Here is an 18,119-nt window from a genome sequence, read left to right as displayed (position 1 = left end):
GTACGCCCACATTGACGTCACACGTGGCGGCGTGATTCCACCGCGCGGTGCGGCAGTCCATCCCACCGCACGTCGAGTACACCGTCCCCTACTTGGGCACGGAGGTCGCGGAGAAAGTGCACGAGCTGCACCACATCCAGCCCACTGCGCCCTCGGCATCACGGCCGCGACAGCTCTCCGTTGGTGAGCAGGAACCGCGAGCCGTCCGGGTTCGTCCCCTCCATGATGGTGGTCTGCCGCTGCCCGTCCGCGGCGACGGACCAGAAGTCACGTGCGACCCCGTGGCAGGTCTGGGTGGGTGGCGACAGCTCGGCCGTGTTGCCGTCGGCGGCCAGCGTCCAGTCACAGCCGTCGTCGGTGCGGGCGACGATCGTATTGCCGTTTCCAGCACGGTAATTCAGCGTTCCGCTGAATGCCGTCGGCACCGGCACCGGCACCGCTCCGGCGACCGTTCCGAGGTTGACCAGCCGCGCCGGATCCGGCGGATCGAACCGCCACGTTCCGGCGAAGTTCCGGACGGTCTCGGCCCTATCGGTGATTCCGGCCCGCGTGCGGCGTCCCTCGGCGAGGCCGAAGGAGAACGTCTGCCCCGCAAGATAGCTGTTGGCGTGCAACACCTCCCGCTCCCGGTTGCCGTCAATCTGCACCCGCCACCGGTCGATGTTGTACTCGGAGTTGATGATTCGATTGAAGCAGTGCTGATCGGCGGAGGCGAGTTCGAGCGCCCCGGGCTCGACGCGGAACCGCCACGTGCAGCCCTGGTCGGTATGGCCGAGCACCTCCCCGTTCGCTCCCCGGCTGAACGTCACGGTCCCGATCTGCGGGAACTGCGCGGTGTAGCCGAGCAGGTTCATGGTGGCGACGTCGGTCATGGTGGCCGCGTCGGGCTGATCGTAATTCCAGGTGCCCAGGTACGGGGCGGCGTCGTCCGGCGCGGCGGTCGCAACGCCGGCGGAGCCGCCGAGCAACCCGGTTACGGCGAATGCCGCGAGCGCCGTCCGCGATGTCACACCCCGGCACCTACCGGCTGCGAGTCCGAGCAGGCGGCGCGTGCGCGATGTCCGAGGCCGGCCATCGGACGCCTCGGGTATGTCGGCTTCAAAATTTGTCATATCTGATGGACGAGACGGCGCCGAGCAAAGTTACCGGGCGCCGTGTGTAACTTTCCCGCCGCCCATCTCGTCCAGGATGATATGGAGATGACCCGCGATCTCGCCAATCCATGGCGAGCACACCGCCACCACCTGGTCGGCTTGGCCCTGCGCATGCTGGGCGATGTCGGCGCGGCCGAGGACGTGGTGCAGGAGGCGTTCACCAGGCTCGCCCGCACGCCGGACGTGGATGACGATCGCGCCTGGCTGACCACGGTGACCGCGCACCTGTGCCTGGACCAGCTGCGCAGCGCCCGGATGCGCCGCGAGACCCCGGCCGACCCGCTCGATCTGACCGACCAGATCTCACTGACTCAACCCCCGGACGCCGACCCGGCCGACCGCGTCACCCTGGACCAGGAGGTGCAGGGGGCGATGTTCGTTGTCCTGCAACGCCTGAGCCCCGCCGAGCGCGTCGCATTCATCCTGCACGACGTCTTCTCGCTACCGTTCGAGACGATCGCCGAGACCCTCGGCCGCCCGATCGGCACCTGCCGCCAGCTCGCTCGCCGCGCCCGCCAGAAGATCGCCGCCGCCGAGAGCTCCTCGAAAACCGTTGCGCAGGAACAGCATCACGAGGTCACTCGCACCTTTATCGAGGCCTGCGCCGGCGGAGACATCGTCGCCCTGGCGGCTGTGCTGCACGAGGACGCCTGGGGGCTGGCAACCTTCCTCCCCGGCACCGGCTTCGACCCCGTCCTGAGCCGCGGCCCCCAGGACATCATTGCCAACCTGACCCGCTACTTCGACCCGGAAGTCACGATGGTCCCGCACCCGGCCTACGGCCGCCCTGCGATCCTCTCCTCTCGTGACAACAGACTGTTCGCCGTCCTGGTACTGACCATCGACAACGGCTTGATCCACCGGATCGATGCCGTCGTCGACCCGACCGCGAATTCCCCAGGGTGAGACTGTTCCGCTTCGTCAGCGACAACATCAGCGGCCGCCACACTTCGGCGCCGGTGCATCTACTCCCAGGGCGTCCACTCGTCGGTACGGATTGAGATGCCGAACGGTTCCGGCAGCTCGATCGTCTCCCCGAACTTCCAGCTCACCGACTCCTGGTAGCTGCCGGACTCGCGATCCGGTTCGGCGTACAGCGTGGATACAGCCACCTTCGGGTCTCGATCGACGATCAGGTAATACCCGATGCCCACACGCGCATAGCCGTTCCACTTGCTCGGGCGAACCCGCCGGGGACCGGGACAGCGATCCTCAGTAGCGGTGGAAGGCGAAGTGACCTCGACGGCGAATGCCAACTGGTGCGGCAGAAGCTTGTGCACGTTATCGACGCGCGCCTGCCGTGCGATCTCCCTGTCCATGATGCACAGGTCGGGGATGTACCCGTCATGGATATCGCTGAGATTCAAATCCTGCATCTGCACACACGTCCACCGGAACGCCGGGTCGACTGCCTTGGCCACCGCGATCACTTCGTGAATATCGCTCACGATTGCGCAGTGCGCGAACTTCGGCCCTGGTGCCACAACGATTTCCCCCCCGATGATCTCGGCCCGTGTGCCGTCGTGCGGCAGGTCGAGAATGTCCGCCAGTTCGTCTCGCATCCACAGGTCATAGGGATCTTCAGGCAGCTCACTATGCCGGTGGACTACAGCCATAACGCTCATGATGTGTATCCCTCCCTCGTTCTGGGCATCGCAATCGTAAGCAGGACATCGCGAATAACACCAGCTCAACCCCGCATCCGCACCCTTTCCAGGGCGACACACCGACGAACACCCAAGACACGCAGTATCTGGAATTTCCAGAGTGGCGTAATCCAATTCGCTGCGTCGCAGCGACCCACGCACACAAAAGCGCCCCACGGTTCGAAAACCGAAGGGCGCCTTCACGATACAGTTCAGCTGAACAACTCAGAAGTTGATCATGTGCCCGGCCAGCCCGTGGATCGCCTCCTGCAGCGCCTCGCTCAGGGTCGGGTGCGTGTGCACGTTGCGGGCCAGCTCGTTGACCGTCAGATCCCACTTCTGCGCCAGCGTCAGCTCGGGCAGCAGCTCGGACACGTCGGGGCCGATGAGATGCCCGCCGATCAGCTCGCCGTACTTGGCGTCGGCGATCAGCTTCACGAAACCCGTCGGGTCGCCCAGGCCGTGCGCCTTGCCGTTGGCGGTGAACGGGAAGGTCGCGACCTTGACGTCGTAGCCCTCCGCGCGCGCCTGCTCCTCGGTCAGGCCGAAGCTGGCAACCTGCGGCTGGCAGAAGGTGGCGCGCGGCATCATCCGGTAGTCGCCCAGCGACTGGGTCTCCGCACCGGCGATGGTCTCGGCCGCGACCACGCCCTGCGCCTCCGCGACGTGGGCGAGCTGCAGCATCGCGGTGACGTCACCGATGGCGTAGATGTGCGGGACGCTGGTACGCATGTAGTCGTCGATCGCGATGGCGCCGCGGTCGGTGAGCTGCACGCCGGTGGCCTCGAGGCCGAAGCCCCGCACCCGGGGCGCGAAGCCGACGGCCTGCAGCACCTTGTCGACGGTGACGGTCTCGACCGCGCCGGACTTGTTGTCCCTGATCGAGACGGTGACCTTGGTGCCGTTGTCCTCGATGGACTGCACCGAGGCACCGGTGGTGATGGTGACGCCCAGCTTCTTGTACGCCTTGGTGATCTCCTTGGAGACGTCGGCGTCCTCGTTCGGCAGCGCGCGGTCCAGGAACTCCACGATGCGCACGTCGACGCCGTAGTTCTTCAGGACGTAGGCGAACTCCATGCCGATCGCACCCGCGCCCACGATGAGGATCGACCCGGGCAGGTCGCGGGTGAGGATCTGCTCCTCGTAGGTGACCACGTTCGCCGACAGCGAGGTGCCCGGCAGCAGCTTGGTCTCGGTGCCGGTGGCGATGATCGCGTTGTCGAAGGTGATCGTCTCGCTGTTGCCGTTGCTCAGCGCGACCGAGAGCGTGTGGGAATCGGTGAAAGTACCCTTCCCATCGAACTCGTCGATCTTGTTCTTCTTCATCAGGAAATGAACGCCCTTGACGCGGCCGTCGGCGACCTTGCGGCTGCGGTCGAACGCCGCGCCGAAGTCGAAGCTCGCCTCGCCGGAGATTCCGAACGTCCTGGCTTCCTTGGTGAAGATATGCGCAAGCTCCGCATTGCGCAGCAGGGCCTTGGACGGAATGCACCCGACGTTCAGGCACACCCCGCCCCAGTATTTCTGCTCGACGATCGCTGTTCGCAAACCGAGCTGAGCGGCGCGGATCGCGGCGACGTAACCGCCGGGCCCAGCGCCGAGAACGACGACATCGTAGTGGGAAGTCACGACCTCGAGCCTAACGCAGAGCGATATCCGCGGCAGGGGCAGGTTTGCGCACATCGGTATGCCGCGGCCGTTCGGCGCGAGGCGGGGCGGACCGTCGGTAAGAATGGCTCTTATGAGTCAGGAGCAGCAGACCGATCCGTACCTCTGGCTGGAGGAGGTGACCGGGGACCGGGCGCTCGATTTCGCCCGGGCGCACAACGACGTGGTCGTCGAACGGTTCGCCACCTCGGATCGGTTCAGCGCGCTGGAGCATCGCATCCTCGACCTGCTCGACACCGACGCCCGCATCCCGTACCCGGCCCGCCGCGGCGCCTGGCTGTACAACTTCTGGCGCGACGCCGAGCACTCCAAGGGCCTGTGGCGCCGTACCACGTTCGCCGAATACGCGACCACGGATCCGGACTGGGAGGTCCTGATCGACCTCGACGCGCTGGCCGCGGCGGACGAGGAGAACTGGGTGTGGGGCGGCGCGGCGGTGCTGCGCCCGGATCAGTCGCTCGCGCTGATCAGCCTCTCGCGCGGCGGCGCCGATGCCAAGGTGGTGCGCGAATTCGATATGGCGACCAAGCAATTCCGAGACGAGGCGGACGGCGGTTTCTTTCTGCCGGAGGCAAAATCCCAGCTTCGCTGGATCGACGCCGATACCGTCTATGTCGGAACCGATTTCGGCCCGGATTCGCTGACCGATTCCGGATATCCGCGAATCGCCAAGCGCTGGAAGCGCGGAACTCCCCTCGAGGAGGCGGTGACGATCTTCGAGGGCGAGGCGGGCGATGTCTCGGTGTCCGCCGGCTACGACCGCACGCCGGGCTATGAAAGGCATTTCGTCTCCCGCGCCACGGATTTCTTCAACGAGATCGTCTATCTGCTCGCGGACGACGGCTCGCTGATCCACCTGGACGCGCCCACCGACGCCTCGGTGTCCTGGTACAAGAACTGGCTGCTGCTGCGGCTGAAGACGCCGTGGGAGGTGGGCGGTCGAACCTATCCCGCGGGCGCGCTGATCACCATGGATCTGAACGAATTCCTCGACGGTGCACGCGATTTCGAGATCATCTTCACCCCCGACGAGCACACCGCCCTGCACGGCTACGGCTGGACCGAGCACCATCTGCTGCTCATCACGCTCGAGGACGTCCAGACCAAGCTGTACGTGCTGACCCCGGGCCAGGCCTGGACCCGCGAACCGCTTGCCGACACCCCGGCGATGTCCACTACCAACGTCATGAATCTGGATCCGCTCGAGGGCGGGGACGAATTCATGCTCACCACAAGCGGTTTCACCACCCCGGCCACGCTGCTGTCCGGCGCGGTGGGGAAATCGGCCACGCTGCTCAAGCAGGAGCCCGGCTTCTTCGACGCCGAGGGCATCGAGACCGAGCAGTTCTTCGCCACGTCCGACGACGGAACGCAGGTGCCGTACTTCGTGATTCGCCACCGCGATCACCGCGACCGGCCGATCCCGGCGGTGATGTCCGGCTACGGCGGCTTCGAGATCTCCCGGACCCCCGCGTACAGCGGCGCCTCGGGCATGGGCTGGCTCGAGCGCGGCGGCGCCTGGGTGATGACGAACATCCGTGGCGGCGGCGAATACGGGCCGCAGTGGCACACCCAGGCGCAGAAGGCCAACCGGCACCGGGTCTACGAGGACTTCTCCTCGATCGCGAAAGACCTTGTCGCACGCGGGATCACGACCGCCTCGCAACTGGGAGCGGTGGGCGGCAGCAACGGCGGCCTGCTGATGGGCGTGATGCTCACCCGCTACCCGGAGCTGTTCGGCGCCATCGTCTGCCAGGTGCCGCTGCTGGACATGCGGCGCTACCACCTGCTGCTCGCGGGCGCCTCCTGGGTCGCCGAGTACGGCGACCCGGACAAGCCCGAGGAATGGGAGTACATCTCCCGGTACTCGCCGTACCAGAACACCCGCGCCGAGGCCGCCTATCCCCCGATCCTGCTCACCACCTCCACCCGCGACGACCGCGTCCACCCCGGGCACGCCCGGAAGATGGCCGCGCTTCTGGAGGAACAGGGCCACACCGTCTGGTACCACGAGAACATCGAGGGTGGGCACGGCGGCGCCGCCGACAACAAGCAGATGGCGTTCCAGGCGACCCTGATCTACGAGTTCTTCACCCAGATGCTGATCGAGAAACGCACGACGGCCTGACCGCCCCACGTCGACCCGCCGGGCGCTCACCGATCCCGCAGCCACCGCTCGATGCGGTCGACGGTGGTCTGCGGATCGGTGATCCATCCGTTGTGGCCCAGCGGTTTCGGCTCGTGCCAGGTGGTGATGGCCGCGTCGGGCAGCTTCTCCAGCAGGTGCTCGGCCGCGCCGCGCGGGGTCGCCTCGTCGCCCTCGACCGTGATCGACAGCACCGGCAGCTTCAGCCGGGCGATGCGCTCCTCGTAGTCGATATCGGCGCCGACGGGGACGAATCGCCCGGTGCGGGCCAACCGCGCCCAGTCGGAGATCAGCACCCTGGACTGCCGGCCGAAACCGCCCGCGGTGACGCGGTCGCCGGGCCAGAACCCGGCCAGATGGGCGGTCAGCGAGACCGCTGCGGGGCCCAGCAGCATGCCCGAGCGGGCGATGCCGCTGTAGCCGCGGTAGTACGGGGTGCCCGAGGCGACCAGCACGATTCCGCCGAGGCGCCCGCGAATCCGCGCGGCGTACATCACCCCCAGCTGCCCACCCATGCTGTGCCCCAGCAGAATCGGCGTACTGTCCGGGAAGCGGTCGCGCACGACCTCGAACATCGCCGGGAAGTCGACCGAGACGAGTTCGTGGTACCCGTAGGCACTGTCGGCGTCCGGTTTGGGCCGGGAGTCACCATTGCCGCGCAGCTCCCCGATCGCCACGTCGACGCCACGTCCGGCCAGCTCCTTGGCGAAATCGCTGTAGTAGATCGCGGGCACCCCCAGGCCCGGAATGATCACCACGACCGCGCGCGGCGCATCCGCCGTGATCGGGTGTCGATGCTTCCCCCATGCCGGAATCAACCGCACCGGCACCGTGCTGCCGTCGGGCACCTGGATCGGAACAGTCTCCATGTCCGAACGCTACCGCGCGGGACTCACGGTGATCCGCACCCCTATGTCCGTCCGCCGGTGCGGGCCGCACGGCTGCCACCACGATCGGCGGCAATCGCGGCGCCCGTGCCATCGGCCGGCAGGGCAGGACCGCGGTCCGGCTGCATTCACCCACCCCACCGGCTCCGCAAGCTCCGCCGACTTGCGATCCACCTAGAGGCCGAGCCGCTCGGGAGCGCTCTCCGTGCGGGCGAGCAGGTCGTCGAGGCCCGTTCTGGTAGTGACGACGACCAGCTGATTCCCCTCGGCCAGCACGGTTTCCGGGCCGGGCCGCCATTCCAGCACCGCACCGGCGTCGCGCTGCAGGGCGAGCACCCGGACGTATTCGGGCAGGTTCGCGGTGCCGATGGGCTTGTTCACCAGGTCCGAACCGGCCTGGACGGGCACCTCGGCCACCATCAGGGTGGTGTGGTCGACCGCGAGCGTCGCGATCACCCGGCGCTCGCTCATCGCCGCGGCGAAACCGTCGGCGGCGAGCTGAAAGACGCTGCGCACCACCGCCTTACGTAGCGTGCGCTGCACCCGGTCGGCAAGGTCGTCGTCGGACAGGCGCAGCACCACCCGCAGATCGTCCCGGTAGGACTGGCCGAGCATCGCGGCCTCGAGATTCACCGCATCGCTGCTGGTGGCCACCACCAGCGCCCGGGCCCGCGCGATCCCGGCCGCGCGCAGCGAGTCCTCCCAGGTGGCCTGGCCGATCACCACGGGCACCCCGAGCGTGCGGGCCAGCGGAACGCCGCGGGCGTTCTCGTCGTGGTCCAGCCCGACCACCCGGACCCCGAGGTCGCTGAGCTGCTCGAGCACGCGCATGCCGACATTACCGAGCCCGGCCACCACGACGTGGTCCTCGAATCGCGCCGGATCCGGGACGGTGAAATCGGCCAGCTGCGCCCGCAGTACCCCGCCGACCACCAGCGCGGTGACCACCGGCGTCATCGTCAGCCCGAGGAAGGTGATGGTCAGTTGCAGCACCTTGAACAGCGCGGACTTCTCCGGCTCCGGCGCGGCCGCGCCCGCCGCGTCGAGCATCGTCTCGTATGCCGCTGCGCCCCAGCCCGTTCCGATCAGCACCAGCAGGCAGCAGCCGAGGGCGATGAGCGCCACCAGGCCCAGCAGCAGGCGAATCAGGTCGTGGCGCACCAGATATCGGAGCAGGCTCAGCCACAGGCGCGGCCGGCCCGGCGAATACGACGCGCGCCCGGACAGCGCGAGCACCCGGCCGTCCGCGGCGGGGGGCGGCACCAGGGTGATCTCCTCACCCGTTCCGACGGCCAGCCCGCACACCACCCGCTCCGGCGGCGTCTCCGGGGCTTCGGCGACGTAGAGCGTTCGATCGCTCAGCCGCAGATAGTCGACCGTCCGCTCGCTGATCGCGGCCGCGAGGAACGACGGCGCCGCCTCCGCCGAGATGGACATCACGACGCAGTCGGCGAACAACGTCCGGATCCGAAAGCCCAGGCTGGTGTTGAACATCCGGATCACGAGCCGAATCTGCGGATTCAGCTCGTGTGCGCGCAACGCCGAGTGGAAGTTCGCCACATCGCCCTGATCCACCAGTGCCAGCGCCCGTGCCTCGGCAACACCGGCCGCGCGCAGTGTCGCCTCATCGATCCGCTCGGCACACTGAATCCGCACGCGTTCGAGCTGTTCGAGCTGCGGGACGTAACTGCCGTTGCGATTGGGCAGCACGACCGTGACGGTCCCGTCCTCGAACCGAGTCACCAGGCGCAGCGCCAGTTGATAGACCAGCGGATTGTTCCCGCAGACAACGAAACTCGGGCCCGGCTCGGATGCCTCGTCGGTGCTCACCCTTGCGATGCTAGCGGCCTACCTAGGCACTGACAGCGCCTAGGATGATGCGCCGCAACACCCGGATGACATCGTCGAGGGCCGGTCGCGGATCGGTACCGCTCCAGGCATCCACGACGTAGTTGACCGCGCCGATGATCGCCAGGACCCGCATCTCGTAGTCGCCGGGCGGGATTTCTCCATGTAGCGCAGCATCTTCCGCGGCGCCGGCAAGGAGCGCACCCCAGGCGCGGCGCAGCTCGAGGCGGAACTTCTCCACCTTCGGGCCGGCACCGACCACCTCCACCAGCGCGACACGCGCCTTGCGTGGATCGCGGCCGATGGCTTCGATGTAGGCCCGCACCGCGGCATCGATGGTGTCGACCGCCGACGCGTCTGCGCGGTCGGCGAGGACGGCGGCCACGGCCTCGCGCGATTGCCGGTCGATCTGTTCGTATAGCTCCAGTAGCAGCGATTCGCGTCCGGTGAACTCCTCGTAGAACTGTCGAGACGAGAGCCCGGCGTCCTTGCAGATTGCGCCGACCGAGCTATTGCCATAGCCGTCGCGCGCGAACACCGTTAATCCCGACTCCAGAAAACGCGCACGTCGTTGCCGCTGCCGGTCTTCTACGGGCTGCCCGGCGTACATTCTGCCCGCATTCGTCTCCTGTGACATTGCGCCAGACAATACAGAAGGGCCCGATCCCCTCGTCATGGATCGGGCCCTTCGTTTACGCTTCCAGCTAACCCGACATTAGCCGGAAGTTGGCTGCATTACCGACATTCCGGATGACCTACCGCATCCAGCCGGCAACCAGCCATTAGCTGATTCGGACCACCCCGAATCTGCCTCGGCAAGCATATCGTTTTTACAGGAATTTTCTAGTCCAAAATCGCTTCGCTCCGCACCCGGCGGAAACGGGCAGCGGAAACCGCCCCACGATCGTCCAATCGGCCATGCGCCGATAGTCGTTACGTCCGAGGGGTACTTCTGCGAACGGGCGTAGCACCTACCGGACGGAGCGAGAATTCGGCGGGACTACCCGGCCCGCAAACGGCAAAGGGCCGCAGACGGTTTCCCGTCCGCGGCCCTCGCACACCGAATATCAGGCGGTGACCGCCTGCTGCTCCCGCCGCAACTCCAGCGCGATGTCGATCAGCTGATCCTCCTGGCCGCCGACCAGCTTGCGCTTGCCGGCGCGCACCAGCATCTCCGCCGCGGAGACCCCGTACCGCTCGGCCTGACGCTCGGCATGCTTGAGGAAGCTCGAGTACACGCCCGCGTAGCCCATCATCAGGGCCTGGCGATCGAGCAGGCACTCCTGCGGCATGGCCGGGCGCACAACGTCTTCCGCGGCGTCGGCGATCGCGAAGAAGTCGATGCCGGTCTTGATGCCCAGCTTGTCGCAGACACCGACGAACGCCTCGACCGGGGTGTTGCCCGCGCCCGCGCCGAAACGCCGTGCGCTGCCGTCGATCTGCTTGGCGCCGGCCTTCACCGCGTACACCGAGTTGGCCACGGCCAGATCCAGGTTCTCGTGACCGTGGAAGCCGACCTGCGCATCGTCACCGAGCTCGGCCACGACCGCGGCGATGCGGTCGGAGACCTGATCCAGCACCAGCGCGCCCGCCGAATCGACCACGTACACGCACTGGCATCCGGCGTCGGCCATGATGCGCGCCTGCTTGGCCAGCACCTCCGGCGGCTGGGAGTGCGACATCATCAGGAAGCCAACGGTTTCCAGTCCCAGCTCGCGGGCCAGTCCGAAGTGCTGGATGGACACGTCGGCCTCGGTGCAGTGCGTGGCGATGCGCACGATCGAGGCGCCGTTGTCCTGGGAGACCTTGATGTCCTCCTTGACCCCGACGCCCGGCAGCATCAGCACCGCGATCTTGGCCCGCTTGGCCGTCTGCGCGGCGATCGTGACCAGTTCCTGCTCAGGGGTTTTGGAGAAGCCGTAGTTGAACGAGGAGCCGCCCAGGCCGTCGCCATGGGTCACCTCGATCACCGGCACGCCCGCGCCGTCCAGCGCGGCGACGATGTCGCGCACCTCGGTCGCGGTGAACTGGTGCCGCTTGTGATGCGAACCGTCGCGCAGCGAGGTATCGGTGACGCGGATGTCGAGCTCTTGCGAATAAGGCATGTCTGTTTCCTTCCTACACCCGAGCCGAGCTGATGCGGTCGGCCAGAACTTCACCCACGCGGGTGGCGGCGGCGGTCATGATGTCGAGGTTGCCCGAGTACGGCGGCAGGAAATCGCCCGCGCCCTCGACCTCGACGAAGATCGAAACCTTGGCCATACCACCGGAAATCACCGAGGGCTCGTCGAACTGCGGCTCGTTGAGCAGGCGGTAGCCGGGCACGTACTGCTGCACCGACTTCTCCATCCGGTGGATGGATTCGGTGATGGCGTCGTGGTCGGCATCCTCCGGGATCGCGCAGAAGATGGTGTCTCGCATGATCATCGGCGGCTCGGCCGGATTCAGGATGATGATGGCCTTGCCGCGCTGCGCGCCGCCGATGGTCTCCACACCCCGGGACGTGGTCTTGGTGAATTCGTCTATGTTGGCGCGGGTTCCGGGGCCGGCGGACACCGACGACACCGAGGCCACGATCTCCGCGTAGGGCACCGGCACGACGCGCGAGACGGCCGCGACCATCGGAATCGTCGCCTGGCCACCGCAGGTGATCATGTTGACATTCGGTGCGTCCGTGAGCGAGTCGAGGTTCACCGAGGGAATCACGGCCGGGCCGACCGCGGCCGGGGTCAGGTCGATCGCCTTGATGCCGGCGGCCTCGTACTTGGGCGCGTACGCGCGGTGCACGTACGCCGAGGTGGCCTCGAACAGCAGGTCCGGTTTCTGCGGCAGCGCCAGCAGCCAGTCCGCTCCCTCGTGCGAGGTCTCGAGGCCCAGGCCCCGGGCCCGCTTCAAACCCTCACTGTCCGGGTCGATTCCGACCATCCAGCGCGGCTCGATGCTCTCCGAGCGCAGCAGCTTGTACAGCAGGTCGGTGCTGATGTTGCCCGATCCCACGATCGCGGCGGTGACTTTCCCCACGGTTATCTCCTACGGGCTTCTAGCTGAATTGCAGACGGACAGAGCCGAGTCCGGCGAACTCGGCGTGGAAGGCATCGCCCGGACGGGCATCGATGGCGCGGGTGCACGAGCCGGGCAGCACGATGTCCCCGGCCTTCAGGCGCACGCCGAACGAGGCGACCTTGCGGGCCAGCCAGGCCACCGCGATGGTCGGATCGCCCAGTACCGCGTCGCTGCGCCCCTCGGCGACGACCTCGCCGTTGCGGGTGAGCCGGGCGTCGATCTTCTTGATGTCCAACTGATCCGGCGCGACGCGCTCGGGTCCGAGCACCCACCCGCACGACGACGCGTTGTCGGCGATGGTGTCGCACAGCGCGATCTTCCAGTCCTTGATGCGGGTGTCGATCAGCTCGATCGAGGGCGCGTAGGCGACCGTCGCGGCCAGCACGTCGGCCTCGGTGCAGTCCTCGCCGGGCAGGTCGGCGCCGAGCACGAAGCCGACCTCCACCTCCACCCGCGGGTACAGATACTTGGAGGTGTCCACCGGAACGTCCTCGAAGACCTGCATGTCGGCGAGCAGGTGCCCGTAGTCGGGCTCGTCCACGCCCATCATCTTCTGCATCGCCTCGGACGACAGCCCGACCTTGTGGCCGACGACCTTCGCGCCCGCGTCGAGACGCTTACGGATGTTGATGAGCTGGATCTCGTAGGCATCGACAACGTCGATCCCGGGATGCCGCACGACCAGCGGGTCGATCGGCACCCGGTCGCGTTCGGCGGCCGCGAGCTCCGCGGCCAGTTCGCTCCGTACCGCGTCGGACAGCACGCTCATTCCTTCCACTGGGGCCCCGGTCGGTGGCCGAGACAGAAACTGAAACGAGTTTTCCTGCGAAAACCTGCCTCAGCAGCACCTTCTGCCAGACCAATATAGACCAACCCGGGACTGATTCTATAACGTGTTCTACATGACTGATCGGGAATACGACGTGGTGGTGGTCGGCAGCGGCGCCGCCGGGATGACCGCCGCCCTCGCCGCGGCGCACCACGGCCTGCGCACGGTGCTCATCGAGAAGGCCGCGCACTACGGGGGGAACACCGCCCGCAGCGGCGGCGGTGTGTGGGTCCCGGGCAACAAGGCGCTGCAGGCCTCGGGACGCCCCGACGACCGCGAGGACGCGCGCACCTATCTGCACAGCATCATCGGCGATGCCGCGCCCGCCGACCGGATCGACACCTACATCGACCGCGGCGCCGAGGCGTTCGACTTCGTGCTGGACCACACCCCGCTGAAGATGCGCTGGGTGCCCAACTACTCCGACTACTACCCGGAGGCCCCCGGCGGCCGGTCCACCGGACGCTCCTGCGAGCCGAAGCCCTTCAACGCCAAGATCCTCGGCGCCGAGCGGTTCAACCTGGAGCCGCCCTACGCCAAGGCGCCGCTGAACGTCGTGGTCACCCAGGCCGACTTCGTCAAGCTGAACCTGATCAAGCGGCACCCGGTCGGCATGCTGCGCGCCATGCGCGTCGGCGCGCGCACCTACTGGGCCAAGGCCACCGGCAAGCATCTGCTGGGTATGGGCCAGGCGCTCATCGCCGCCATGCGCAAGGGCCTGATGGACGCGAACGTGCCGCTGCTGCTGAACACCCCGCTGACCGGGCTGGTGGTCGAGGACGGGCGCGTCGTCGGCGTCGAGGCAACGCAGGACGGCGAGCCGGTCACCTTCCGCGCCCGCTACGGCGTCGTGCTGGGCTCGGGCGGCTTCGAACACAACGCCGAGATGCGGCACAAGTACCAGCGCGAGCCGATCACCACCGAGTGGACCACGGGCGCGGCCGGCAACACCGGCGACGGCATCACCGCGGGCATGGCCGTCGGCGCCGACATCGACGTCATGGAGGACGCGTGGTGGGGACCGACCCTCTTCAAGGGCGGCCGGCCGTGGTTCGCGCTGGCCGAGCGCAATCTGCCCGGCAGCATCATGGTCGACGCGGGCGGCAAGCGATTCGGTAACGAGTCCGCTCCTTACGTCGAGGCCGTGCACACGATGTACGGCGGCAAATATGGACAGGGTGAGGGCCCGGGCGAACACGTGCCCGCGTGGCTGGTGTTCGACCAGCGCTACCGCAACCGCTACATTTTCGCCGGATTACAGCCCGGCCAGCGCATTCCGTCCCGCTGGATGGAAAACGACCTGATCGTCAAGGCCGACACCCTGCCCGAGCTGGCCGAGAAGATCGGCGTGCCGGCCGACGCGCTCGCCGAGACCGTCACCCGCTTCAACGGCTTCGCCGAAAAGGGGAAAGACGAGGACTTCGGGCGCGGCAACAGCGCGTACGACCGCTACTACGGCGACCCGACGGTGAAGCCGAATCCGAGCCTGGCCGGGCTGGTGCAGGGTCCGTACTACGCGGCCAAGATGGTGCCCGGCGACCTCGGCACCAAGGGCGGCCTGGTCACCGACACCGCGGGGCGGGTGCTACGCGAGGACGAGACCGTCATCGAGGGGCTGTACGCCTCGGGCAACTGCTCCGCGCCGGTCATGGGCCACACCTACGCCGGACCGGGCGCGACCATCGGCCCCGCGATCGCGTTCGGGTACCTGGCGATCAAGGACATCGTCGAGCGGGTGCAGCCCCGCGCCGCGGCCAAGTAGGAGATATTCGGTGACCGGGATCGGCGACGGAATTGTGAACAGGTTCGTCCACGATGGAGACGATCCAGTCGATCGCGCGGCCCCGAGTTCGTGCGGGCGCGCCGAAACGAACTTCCGGCTGCCGACCGCAGCCGTGACCAGCTAGGAGAACAGATGCCGATCGACCCGACCGTGGCGCTGGGCGCCGAACTCCCGACCCAGGAGTTCGCGTGGACCCCGTCCGACGTGCAGCTCTACCACCTGGGCCTGAGCGCGGGCGCACGCTGGACCGACCCGGGCGAGCTGCGCTACCTGCACGACACCGCCCCTCAGGTGCTGCCGACGTTCGCGACGGTCGCGCCGACCATGCGGGTCACCGAGCCGCCCCGGGTGAGCTATCCGGGCGTGGAGATCGACCTGGCCAAGGTCGTGCACGGCAGCCAGGAGGTCGTGGTGCACCGGCCGATTCCGGCCGCGGGCAAGGCCAGCAGCACCGGGCGCATCACCGAAGTATGGGACAAGGGCTCGGCGGCGGTGATCGCGCACGAGACCACCGTTACCGGTTCGGACGGCGAATTGCTGTGGACCGCACGCTCGTCGATCTTCGCCAAGGGCGAGGGCGGCTTCGGCGGCGAGCGCGGGCCCAGCAGCAAGATCGAATTGCCGGACCGCACGCCGGATTTCGACATCACCACCCCGACGCTGCCGCAGCAGGCGCTGCTCTACCGCATGTGCGGCGATCGCAACCCGCTGCATTCGGATCCCGAATTCGCCCGTGCCGCAGGATTTCCCAACCCCATCCTGCACGGGCTGTGCACCTACGGCCTGGTCTGCAAGAGCGCGGTCGACACGGTGCTGGACTCGGACGCGAGCCGCGTCACGGGATTCCGGGCGCGTTTCGCGGGCGTGCTCTACCCGGGGGAAACAATTCGGTCCCGAATGTGGTTGAAGGGTAATGAGCTCGTCATCGCGGCCACCGTGGTGGAGCGCGACGAGGCCCCGGTGCTCGGCGACGTGAGGCTGACCTTCACCTCCTGAGCCCCCCAGACCCCGCCGCCCCGGAGCCGGAAGGCGTCGGCAGTGCCCCCTCATCACACTGCCGGGCCCGACCCACCGGGGCGGTGGGCCGTACTTTCGGGGGTGTCGCCGGACGCACAACCGATTCGAGCACATCGGCCGCCACATTCACCGTCGTGCCGACCAGGGCTTTCAAAGCGAAAATATCTCTGATGTGCGTCATACCGACCAGTAATAGCGTGTCGATTCTGACGTGGTTGTCAACACGCAGCCGGAGCTGGACTTGTGTTAGCGTCGAATTTCATGAGTGTGAGTGGGGGAAATTCGGACCTGTCAGTAGTCCCAGCCGATGTCGCGGCGCTCGGGAAGTACGCCTACGACCTGGCCGAAATTCTGCGGTCATCGCTGGCCGACGCGGGACGCGAGGTAGATGCTCTGACTTCGGGCGGCTGGAGCGGCTCGGCGGCGGCGAGTTTCGGCAACGGGTGGAACGAGTGCCGCAACGGTGGCACGAAAATCATCGACGCACTCACGACGATGGCATCCTCACTCGGCGTCACAGCGGACGCATACCGTGCTCAGGACAATCAATTCGCCTCCGAGGTATCCAGCCTGGATCTGCCGTGACCGGCGAGTACAGCGTCGACCTCGAACAACTCGACAACATCGTCACCCGCCTGTCGAGCCTGGCGGGATTCCTCACCGAACACCTGGACACCCTGGATCACAAGAGCGCCTCCGTGCACTCCGGCTCCTGGACCGGCGCGACCGCGACCGCACACGAGACCGCCCACCGCGAATGGGCCGCTGCCGCACGCGAACTCGTCCAAGGGGTCAGGGACATGAGCACCGCCGCACGCAACGCACACACCCAATACACAGCCGTACAGTCCGCGAACACCCGCATGTTCAGGCGTCGGTAGCCGCGATGGTCGCGGTCAACCCGCAGGTCTACTACGACGCCGCCCGCAATCTCACGAACATCGGCCATGACATCGACGCCGCGACCACCACTCTGGTGAAGGCGTTGGCCGACACCGGATCGATGGCCGGAACCAGCGCCGCCGCCACCACCTGGGCCACCAGCTACGACACCCGCGCCTCCTCGGTGATCGACAACGCACGTGGACTCGGGCAAACGCTGCCGTACTTCGCCAGCCTCATCGCCCTGGCCCTATGGCCGGCAAACCGATGCCTCCGACTATGCGAGGCGCATACAACCGATCTGACTTCGTGGCGATGGTCAACGACGAGCTGGCGACAGGCGAGAATGTAATTATCGATCCACAAAACCTGTCGTCCGCTGGATTGCAGGATGTCGCGACGGCGATTGCCGACAACCCGCAATGGGCGGGTAAAATCATTGTCCACAAGCCCTGATGCGATATAGCGGAGGCATTATGAGCGAGCCGAAACCCACCACCTACGCGGTCAGTGCGTGGCCCAGTGATCGCGATGCATGCATCGCTCTGGAAGGTTATATCAGCATCCGCAGCGCTGGACAATACACGGTGCTAGGGGGTGCTGGGCTGAACTTCTCAGGCGCAGATCTGCATGATGTCAATCTATCCGAGGCATACCTTGCGATGGCTTGCCTCGACGGCGTAAACCTCAGTGGGGTTGATCTGAATCGAGCTACGCTTACGGGTGCAAGCATGCGCAATACCGACTTGACGGGTGCTTATCTGCATAAAGTCGAAGCCGATGGATGTGATGCGTTCTCCGTCAATTTGTCCGGGGCAAATCTGTTTCGGGCATCCTTCATGAATTCGAATCTTCGGCGCGCGAACCTACGGCGCTGTCAGCTCAGCTCTACAAGCCTCCGGGGAGCAGATCTGCGCGATTCGGATTTAAGAGGTTGTCAATTCGGGCCCAGTCCGGCTCGCTTGTCGGAGGCGCAGATGTCGGGCTCAAATTTCAGCGGCTCCGAAGGTCAGGTTCGAGGTCCGATTCGCATATCCGATGACAACGTCTTGGATGGCGCCGGTCTTCAGGAATGGTTCGCCTTGAATGGAGCGCCTGGTCTTCACGTCATCGTTTGACGACGAGATTATTTATCCGACGGTACTTTTATCGAGGTGATCTCATCGAAATTTATGTGAGCCCGACGTGTTCGTAAT

The 18,119-nt window shown here is 66.7% G+C and carries 17 protein-coding genes; 8 read left to right on the top strand and 9 right to left on the bottom strand.

The annotated features are described in order from the left end of the window. Window positions 1-158 precede the first annotated feature (158 nt). Window positions 159-1,010, bottom strand: coding sequence for a hypothetical protein (locus KO481_RS04075; protein ID WP_215915520.1), 852 nt, complete (start codon window positions 1,008-1,010; stop codon window positions 159-161). A 183-nt stretch (window positions 1,011-1,193) separates the two neighbouring features. Here KO481_RS04075 and sigI point away from each other — a divergent pair, with 183 nt between their 5' ends. Then, window positions 1,194-2,060 (top strand): RNA polymerase sigma factor SigI, encoded by an 867-nt coding sequence (sigI, locus tag KO481_RS04070; protein ID WP_215915519.1) that lies wholly within the window; start codon window positions 1,194-1,196, stop codon window positions 2,058-2,060. Window positions 2,061-2,119: 59 nt separating this feature from the next. Here the strand turns inward: sigI and KO481_RS04065 are convergent, their stop codons facing one another. Next, window positions 2,120-2,779, bottom strand: a complete 660-nt coding sequence (locus KO481_RS04065) for a Uma2 family endonuclease (RefSeq protein WP_215915518.1) — start codon at window positions 2,777-2,779, stop codon at window positions 2,120-2,122. A 246-nt stretch (window positions 2,780-3,025) separates the two neighbouring features. Further along, window positions 3,026-4,429 carry a dihydrolipoyl dehydrogenase gene (gene lpdA / locus KO481_RS04060; RefSeq protein ID WP_215915517.1) on the bottom strand — a complete coding sequence of 468 codons (1,404 nt, stop codon included), beginning with the start codon at window positions 4,427-4,429 and terminating at the stop codon, window positions 3,026-3,028. A 112-nt stretch (window positions 4,430-4,541) separates the two neighbouring features. On the opposite strand from lpdA, the gene KO481_RS04055 reads away from it, so the two are divergent. Next, entirely contained in the window at window positions 4,542-6,596 is a 2,055-nt protein-coding gene (locus KO481_RS04055; protein ID WP_215915516.1) for a prolyl oligopeptidase family serine peptidase, read from the top strand. A 26-nt stretch (window positions 6,597-6,622) separates the two neighbouring features. Here KO481_RS04055 and KO481_RS04050 read toward each other — a convergent pair whose 3' ends face one another. The 6 genes from KO481_RS04050 to KO481_RS04025 all read right to left on the bottom strand — a co-directional run bounded on the left by KO481_RS04050 (window position 6,623) and on the right by KO481_RS04025 (window position 13,175). Further along, complete coding sequence (locus KO481_RS04050; protein WP_215915515.1) at window positions 6,623-7,483, bottom strand: alpha/beta hydrolase family protein; 861 nt, start codon at window positions 7,481-7,483, stop codon at window positions 6,623-6,625. A gap of 192 nt (window positions 7,484-7,675) precedes the next feature. After that, the gene (locus KO481_RS04045) at window positions 7,676-9,331 is read right to left on the bottom strand and encodes an NAD-binding protein (protein ID WP_215915514.1); all 1,656 of its coding nucleotides are present in this window, start codon (window positions 9,329-9,331) and stop codon (window positions 7,676-7,678) included. Window positions 9,332-9,353: 22 nt separating this feature from the next. Continuing rightward, complete coding sequence (locus KO481_RS04040; protein WP_215915513.1) at window positions 9,354-9,959, bottom strand: TetR/AcrR family transcriptional regulator; 606 nt, start codon at window positions 9,957-9,959, stop codon at window positions 9,354-9,356. A gap of 457 nt (window positions 9,960-10,416) precedes the next feature. Then, on the bottom strand, window positions 10,417-11,454 hold the full coding sequence (gene dmpG / locus KO481_RS04035) for a 4-hydroxy-2-oxovalerate aldolase (RefSeq protein ID WP_215915512.1): 1,038 nt from the start codon (window positions 11,452-11,454) through the stop codon (window positions 10,417-10,419). Between the two features lie 13 nt (window positions 11,455-11,467). Then, window positions 11,468-12,376 carry an acetaldehyde dehydrogenase (acetylating) gene (locus KO481_RS04030; RefSeq protein ID WP_215915939.1) on the bottom strand — a complete coding sequence of 303 codons (909 nt, stop codon included), beginning with the start codon at window positions 12,374-12,376 and terminating at the stop codon, window positions 11,468-11,470. Between the two features lie 13 nt (window positions 12,377-12,389). Next, a complete protein-coding gene (locus KO481_RS04025) occupies window positions 12,390-13,175 on the bottom strand; it encodes a 2-keto-4-pentenoate hydratase (protein ID WP_215915938.1) in 786 nt (261 codons plus the stop codon). A 139-nt stretch (window positions 13,176-13,314) separates the two neighbouring features. On the opposite strand from KO481_RS04025, the gene kstD reads away from it, so the two are divergent. From kstD to KO481_RS03995, 6 genes are all read left to right on the top strand, one after another. Continuing rightward, window positions 13,315-15,003: a 3-oxosteroid 1-dehydrogenase gene (gene kstD, locus KO481_RS04020; protein WP_215915511.1), complete on the top strand. Its 1,689-nt coding sequence runs from the start codon at window positions 13,315-13,317 to the stop codon at window positions 15,001-15,003. A gap of 153 nt (window positions 15,004-15,156) precedes the next feature. Beyond that, on the top strand, window positions 15,157-16,020 hold the full coding sequence (gene chsH3, locus KO481_RS04015; RefSeq protein ID WP_215915510.1) for an enoyl-CoA hydratase ChsH3: 864 nt from the start codon (window positions 15,157-15,159) through the stop codon (window positions 16,018-16,020). Between the two features lie 282 nt (window positions 16,021-16,302). After that, window positions 16,303-16,626, top strand: coding sequence for a WXG100 family type VII secretion target (locus KO481_RS04010; RefSeq protein WP_215915509.1), 324 nt, complete (start codon window positions 16,303-16,305; stop codon window positions 16,624-16,626). Next, the gene (locus KO481_RS04005; protein ID WP_215915508.1) at window positions 16,623-16,922 is read left to right on the top strand and encodes a WXG100 family type VII secretion target; all 300 of its coding nucleotides are present in this window, start codon (window positions 16,623-16,625) and stop codon (window positions 16,920-16,922) included. Before KO481_RS04010 ends, KO481_RS04005 begins: the two co-directional genes overlap by 4 nt. Before the next feature lie 5 nt (window positions 16,923-16,927). Continuing rightward, window positions 16,928-17,275, top strand: a complete 348-nt coding sequence (locus KO481_RS04000; RefSeq protein WP_215915507.1) for a hypothetical protein — start codon at window positions 16,928-16,930, stop codon at window positions 17,273-17,275. Window positions 17,276-17,399: 124 nt separating this feature from the next. Next, a complete protein-coding gene (locus KO481_RS03995; protein ID WP_215915506.1) occupies window positions 17,400-18,041 on the top strand; it encodes a pentapeptide repeat-containing protein in 642 nt (213 codons plus the stop codon). Window positions 18,042-18,119: the final 78 nt, after the last annotated feature.

The organism is Nocardia albiluteola (assembly GCF_018860155.1).
Classification (GTDB): domain Bacteria; phylum Actinomycetota; class Actinomycetes; order Mycobacteriales; family Mycobacteriaceae; genus Nocardia; species Nocardia albiluteola.
The sequence above is the reverse complement of the archived record's forward strand: the minus strand, read 5'-3'. Positions and strand labels throughout refer to the sequence as shown.